The sequence below is a fragment of the Streptomyces botrytidirepellens genome, assembly GCF_003721215.1.
Lineage (GTDB): Bacteria > Actinomycetota > Actinomycetes > Streptomycetales > Streptomycetaceae > Streptomyces > Streptomyces himastatinicus.
On record NZ_RIBZ01000686.1, the window covers coordinates 1 to 6,490 of the forward strand.

The window sequence follows — 6,490 nt, forward strand, 5'->3', positions numbered from 1 at the left end:
CGCAGCCCCAGCGGGGCCCGGGGCGGAGCCCCGCCGCGCGGCGGAGCCGCATATCGGATGCTGCGGGAAGGGGCGGGGTGGGGGCCAGCCCGCCGCAGGCGCAGCTCACCCCTCGGCGAGGAACCCCGCCACCGAACCCATCAGCTCGGCAGGCGCATCCTCCTGCACCAAATGCCCCGCCCCCTCGATCAACCGCACCCGCGCCCCCGGAATCCGCGCACCCAGCTCATGCGCATGCGAGACCGAAATCCACGCATCCTCCGTGCCCCAACAAATCAGCACCGGCCCCGGCACCGAAACCTCCCCGTACCGCCCCTCCACCTCATCGATGAACCGCTGATCGTTCTGCGCGATCTGCCGATAGAACGCGGGCTGCCCCTCCTCCCCGCACCACGGCTCGACCAGCCGCTCCCACACCGCGGGATGCAGCCCCGGCCCGCCCACCGAGCCGACGTACTCCCGCACCAGCGCCCGGTGCAACGCGGGCGGCAGCTGCTCGAAGACCTCGGGGTGGCGGCCGAACAGCTGATACCCGGCGGAGCCGAAGGGCGGCAGGGCGACGGGATCGACCAGGGCCAGCCGCCGGTAGCGCGCACCGTGCAGCAGATGCGCCCGTAGCGCGACACACCCCCCGAAGTCATGGGCGACGACGGCCGGTTCCGCCCCGACCCCCGTCAGCCCCCAGTGGTCGAGCAACTCGCCGAAGACCCGCCCCTGCGCGGCGAGCGAGACGTCCTGGCCAGCCCTCTTCTCGGACGCCCCGTACCCCGGCATGTCCCAGACGAACACCCGGTACCGGTCGGCGAGCCCGCGGGCGAAGGCCCGCCAGACGTACGAGGAGAACGGCGTGCCGTGCAGCAGCACGACCGGCGGGGCGTCGGGCGCGCCGAGGGCGGCCCAGCGAACCTCACCAGAGGCACTGCGAAACGTACGGTCCAGTTTCCAGTCAGCTGTCATGAGTAAAACCCTAGACACTCCTTACCAAAGAAAAAAGGGGCCGCGCGCACTCCGCGCCCCCGCACCCGGTACGGCCCAGCCCTACGGCTCGTAGAATCGAGCCCACCATGGTTTATCTCGACCACGCCGCCACCACCCCGATGCTTCCGGAGGCGGTGCAGGCGATGACCGCCCAGCTCGCCGTCACCGGCAACGCCTCCTCACTGCACGCCGCCGGCCGGCGCGCCCGCCGTACCGTCGAGGAGTCCCGCGAATCCCTCGCCGAATCGCTGGGTGCGCGCCCCAGCGAGGTCGTCTTCACCTCGGGCGGGACCGAGGCCGACAACCTCGCCGTCAAGGGGCTCTACTGGTCCCGCCGCGACGCCGACCCGGCCCGCACCCGGGTGCTCGCCAGCCCCGTCGAGCACCACGCCGTGCTCGACGCGGTCGACTGGCTCGCCGAGCACGAGGGCGCGCGGGTCGAATGGCTGCCGGTCGACGCGTACGGGCGCGTCCACCCCGACGCGCTGCGCGAGGCGATCGCCCGCGACCCCGCGGACGTCGCCCTCGCGACCGTCATGTGGGCCAACAACGAGATCGGCACCATCCAGCCGGTGCGCGAACTCGCCGACGTGGCCGCGGAGTTCGCGGTCCCGCTGCATGCCGACGCGGTCCAGGCGGTCGGCCAGCTCGACGTGGACTTCACCGCCTCGGGTCTGTCCGCCATGACCGTCAGCGGCCACAAGATAGGCGGCCCGTACGGCATCGGCGCACTGCTGCTGGGCCGCGAACACGCCCCCGTGCCCGTCCTGCACGGCGGTGGCCAGGAGCGCCAGGTGCGCTCCGGCACCCTCGACGTCCCCGCCATAGCGTCCTTCGCCGTGGCCGGTGCGCACGCCACCGCGCACCGCGAGGAGTTCGCGCGCGAGATCGGCGCCCTGCGCGACGCGCTCATCACCGCCGTCCGCACCGCCGTCCCCGACGCGGTCCTCGGCGGCGACCCCGATCCGGCCGGGCGCCTCCCGGCGAACGCCCACTTCTCCTTCCCCGGCTGCGAGGGCGACTCGCTGCTCCTGCTGCTGGACGCGCGCGGCATCGAGTGCTCGACGGGCTCGGCCTGCACCGCCGGGGTCGCCCAGCCCAGCCATGTCGTGCTGGCCACCGGCACCGACGCGGACCTGGCGCGCGGCACTCTGCGCTTCTCGCTCGGCCATACGTCGACCAAGGCCGACATCGAGGCGGTGGCGGAGGCGATCGGCCCGGCCGTGGAACGGGCGCGCAGCGCGGGGCTCAGCTGACGACCGGACTCAGCTGTCCAGCGGCACTCAGCCAACCGAATAGTAACCGAAGAATTCTCGGTGTTCTCCCGGCCATTTCAAATAACCCACGGAACATCAAGCTCCGCTTGAAATCGCAAAGAGCGGTCGGCAAAGATCTACCCCGTCAACGGGCCCGGCATGCACGGAAAAGTGCACGGGCCTCTTAAACGGGGAAAACGGGAGAATCGATGTCGCAGCGTTCGGGCCGACTGGCCATTGCGGCCCTGGTGGCGGGCGGTCTCGTGCTGCTTTCCGCATGTGGGGACAGCGACGACGGGGGGAAGGACGGCGGATCGTCCTCCCAGGGCGCCCAGGCGAAGACGCTTGGCAAGGTCAGCATGCCGAAAGTCACCAAGGACACCAATTCCATGGGTATGTGGGTGACCGGCAATAATTTTGTGAAGGGCAATATCGACAAGATCGTCGGCTATTCCGCGGACGGTGCCAAAACGGACTGGACGATACAACTCGACGGGGAAATCTGCTGGGCCTCGCCGCACACCACCGAGGACGGCCGCACCGCGGTCCTGTTCAAGGACGGCAAGGGCAGTGACGCCGAATGCACCCAGGTCGGCCTGGTCGACCTGAACAAGGGCAAGCTGGTCTGGCAGAAGGAGGGGACGGACACCGAGGGCAACGACGGCGTCGACTTCGACGAGGTCACGATCAGCGGGAACACCATCGCCGCCGGAGGCACCAGCGGCGGCGGCGCCTGGTCGCTCGACGGCAAGCCGCTGTGGAAGCCGGAGTACATCGCGGACTGCGACGACGACGGCTACGCGGGCGGCGACGGCAAGCTCGTCGCGCTGCGTGGATGCAGCAGCGTGGAATCCAGCACCGACAAGCTGGAGATCCAGACCGTGGATCCGACCACGCGGAAGGTGCTGTCGTCCTACAAGCTCGACGGGGAGTTCGAGCGCGCCCACGTCCTGTCCACCAAACCCCTCGTCGTGGCCGCCGACACCGGCGACTCCGACGGAGGCTCGAGCGTCACGGACATCCTGACCATCGACGACAGCGCCAAGCAGGGCAAGCTGGTCAACTCGATCGACGTCCTGGCCAAGGGCTTCCAGCCCGACTGCCCCGCGGTCAACGTGGAGGGCTGCAAGGACCTGGCCCTCGACAAGAAGAGCAGCACGGTCTATCTCTCCTCCGAGGTGGACGTGGACGACGGCGGCCCCGGCGAGAAGATCACCGGCGTGAACTTCGAGACCGGCAAGCAGACCGGCCGGACGAAGATGGCCGAGAGCAGGTCGCTGACCCCCATCAGCACCGAGAAGGACGGCTCGCTGATCGCCTACCAGGGCAGCATGTACAGCGAGGCCGGCGGGGTCGTGCGCATCGACCCCAAGACCTTCGAGATCACGCAGATCCAGAAGAACCCCGACGCCATGAAGGACGTGGAGTCGGACCTGGAGACCTACGGCGACGCCCGGATGGTCTTCGCCGACAAGAAGCTCTACCTCGGCAGCGACACGGCCACGCGGCCCACCAGCGACAGCAAGGACCGTCCGCTCGCCGTCGTCTTCGGCACCGCGTAAGCGGCCGCGCTCATTTCGCGATCCGCACCGCCCGCACCAGCTCCAGATAGCGGTCCCAGTCCCAGTGGCGGCCGGGGTCGGTGTGGTCGGTGCCCGGCACCTCCGAGTGGGCCACGATGTGCTCGCGGTCCCGCTCCATCCCGTAGCGCTCGCAGATCGCGGCGGTGAGCCGGGCCGAGGACCGGTACATGGCGTCTGTGAAGTCCTGGGGCCGGGTGACGAACCCCTCGTGCTCGATGCCGACGCTGCGCTCGTTGTACGACCGGTTGCCCGCGTGGAAGCCCACGTCCAGCTCGCGGACCGTCTGCGCTATATGCCCGTCGCGGCGCACCACATAGTGCGCCGCGGCGCGGTGTCCGGGGTCCCGGAAGACCTTCAGCGCGTCCTCGTACGAGCCCTGCACGACGTGGATCACCACCCGGTCCACCGTGTAGTCGTACGGCCGGTCGGCGCGCCGGTAGTTGGCCGTGGAGGCCGCCACCCAGTCCGCGCCCGGGTAGTCGACCGCGCCATCCTCGCGCGGCTGCTGCGCCCCGGGCGCCCGCCACCACAGATGCTTCAGCTCGTCCCGCGCGGCGTAGCCGGCGATTCCGGCCGCGCCAAGACCGGCCGCGGTACCGCCCAGCAGCAGGGTGCGCCGGCTCACAGGGCGGCGCACGCCGCCGTTGGTTTCGCTCACGCAGGCTCAACGCGCGGGCCCCTGCGTGCGGTTCCGGCGCAGCGGATCATGGCGCGAACCGTATGCCGACGGGTAGCTGAATATTGAACTAACGGCGAGGATGGCCGCCCGCTCGAGGACAACGAGGCCCGAGGACGACGAGAGCCACGAGGAGCCGCCGTATGCGCATCGGGTTCACCCTTCCCCAGTTCGGTGAGCTGGCCCACCATCCGCAGCACGCCGCACGGTTCGCACGCGAGGCCGAAGCGCTCGGCGCGGACAGCCTGTGGGTCGGCGACCGGCTGCTCGCCCCGGTCGACCCGAAGGTCGGCTACGCCGGTACGGATGTGATCCCACCGGAATTCCGCTCCGCCCTGGACCCGTTCGCCCTGCTGGCCACCGCCGCGGCGGCCACCCGGCGCGTCCAACTCGGCACCAACGTCATCAACGCGCCCTGGTACGCGCCCGCGCTGCTCGCCCGCTCCTTCACCAGCATCGACCTGCTGAGCGAGGGGAGGCTGCTGGTCGGCCTCGGCACCGGCTGGTCGCCCGAGGAGTACGAGACGACGGGCATCCCCATGGCCGAGCGCGGCAACCGCCTCGACGAGTGCCTGGACGTCCTCACCGCCTGGTGGACGCGGAACCCGGTCGAGTACCGCGGCGCCCACTGGACCGTGCCCGCCAGCCACATCGACCTCAAACCCGCGGCCCGTCCCCACCCGCCGCTCTACCTGGGCGCCTTCGCCCCCGCCGCCCTCGCCCGGGTCGCTCGGCGCGCCGACGGCTGGCTGCCCATCGCGCCCGTCGGCCGGAAGTACGCCGGGACCGACCCCGTCGCCGCCCTCGCCCAGGGCCTGGCCGGGCTGCGGGAGACGGTCGAACGGGAGGGGCGGGATCCGGCCCGCTTCGACGCGATCCTCCGGGTCAATCCCGACGCCGACGCCTCGGTCGGGGACATCGCGGCCACGATCGTGCGGGCGGAGCGGGAGGCGGGCGTCGGGCACTGCTTCGTCGAGCTGTCCTATCTCGCCAAGGATGTCGATCAGGCCCTTGACCTGGCCCGGCGCGTGCTGCATCGGGCCCACGACCGCTGAGCGGCCAACCCGTTATTCGTTCCCCGCCGAGCGAATTATGCTGGCTGGGTTATGACTGAATTCCCCGGTGCGCCCACAGGTCCCCGCGACGGCCGTCGCCTGCGCGTCCTCGCCGCCATGTCCGGCGGTGTGGACTCGGCGGTCGCCGCCGCGCGGGCGGCCGAGGCGGGCCACGATGTGACCGGCGTCCACCTCGCGCTCTCCGCCAACCCGCAGTCCTTCCGCACCGGCGCCCGCGGCTGCTGCACGATCGAGGACTCGCGCGACGCCCGCCGGGCCGCCGATGTGATCGGCATCCCGTTCTACGTGTGGGACCTGGCCGAGCGGTTCCGCGAGGACGTGGTCGAGGACTTCATCGCCGAGTACGAGGCGGGCCGCACCCCCAACCCCTGTCTGCGCTGCAACGAGAAGATCAAGTTCGCCGCGCTGCTGGACAAGGCGCTCGCGCTCGGCTTCGACGCCGTGTGCACCGGTCACTACGCCACGGTCGTCCGCGGCGACGACGGCGTTCTGGAGCTGCACCGCGCCAGCGACATGGCCAAGGACCAGTCGTACGTCCTCGGGGTCCTGGACGAGCGGCAGCTCGCCCACGCCATGTTCCCCCTCGGCGACACGCTGACCACCAAGGACGAGATCCGCGCCGAGGCCGAGCGGCGGGGCCTGGCCGTCGCCAAGAAGCCCGACAGCCATGACATCTGCTTCATCGCGGACGGCGACACCCAGGGCTTCCTCTCCCGCCACCTCGGCACCGCCGAGGGCGACATCGTGGACGAGGGCGGCCAGAAGCTCGGCACCCACGAGGGCGCGTACGGCTTCACCATCGGCCAGCGCAAGGGGCTGCGCATCGGCCACCCGGCGCCCGACGGCAAGCCGCGGTACGTGCTGGACATCTCCCCGGTGAACAACACGGTCACCGTCGGCCCCGCCGAAGCCCTGGACGTC

Annotated in this window: 6 protein-coding genes; 4 read left to right on the forward strand and 2 right to left on the reverse strand. The window is 70.9% G+C overall.

What is annotated here, in order from left to right; translation table 11 throughout:
- Window positions 1–105: 105 nt before the first annotated feature.
- Window positions 106–957: an alpha/beta fold hydrolase gene (locus tag EEJ42_RS35740; protein WP_123106365.1), complete on the reverse strand. Its 852-nt coding sequence runs from the start codon at window positions 955–957 to the stop codon at window positions 106–108.
- Between the two features lie 107 nt (window positions 958–1,064).
- Between EEJ42_RS35740 and EEJ42_RS35745 the strand changes: the two genes are divergently transcribed.
- Both EEJ42_RS35745 and EEJ42_RS35750 read left to right on the forward strand, forming a co-directional pair.
- Window positions 1,065–2,234 carry a cysteine desulfurase family protein gene (locus EEJ42_RS35745; protein WP_123106366.1) on the forward strand — a complete coding sequence of 390 codons (1,170 nt, stop codon included), beginning with the start codon at window positions 1,065–1,067 and terminating at the stop codon, window positions 2,232–2,234.
- Window positions 2,235–2,443: 209 nt separating this feature from the next.
- Window positions 2,444–3,796 carry a PQQ-binding-like beta-propeller repeat protein gene (locus tag EEJ42_RS35750; protein WP_123106367.1) on the forward strand — a complete coding sequence of 451 codons (1,353 nt, stop codon included), beginning with the start codon at window positions 2,444–2,446 and terminating at the stop codon, window positions 3,794–3,796.
- 10 nt (window positions 3,797–3,806) lie between these two features.
- Here EEJ42_RS35750 and EEJ42_RS35755 read toward each other — a convergent pair whose 3' ends face one another.
- Complete coding sequence (locus EEJ42_RS35755; protein ID WP_123106368.1) at window positions 3,807–4,475, reverse strand: N-acetylmuramoyl-L-alanine amidase; 669 nt, start codon at window positions 4,473–4,475, stop codon at window positions 3,807–3,809.
- 161 nt (window positions 4,476–4,636) lie between these two features.
- Between EEJ42_RS35755 and EEJ42_RS35760 the strand changes: the two genes are divergently transcribed.
- Both EEJ42_RS35760 and mnmA read left to right on the forward strand, forming a co-directional pair.
- Window positions 4,637–5,548, forward strand: a complete 912-nt coding sequence (locus tag EEJ42_RS35760; protein ID WP_123106369.1) for a TIGR03619 family F420-dependent LLM class oxidoreductase — start codon at window positions 4,637–4,639, stop codon at window positions 5,546–5,548.
- Window positions 5,549–5,599: 51 nt separating this feature from the next.
- The coding region (gene mnmA / locus EEJ42_RS35765) for a tRNA 2-thiouridine(34) synthase MnmA (RefSeq protein WP_123106370.1) at window positions 5,600–6,490 on the forward strand (891 nt) is incomplete at its 3' end.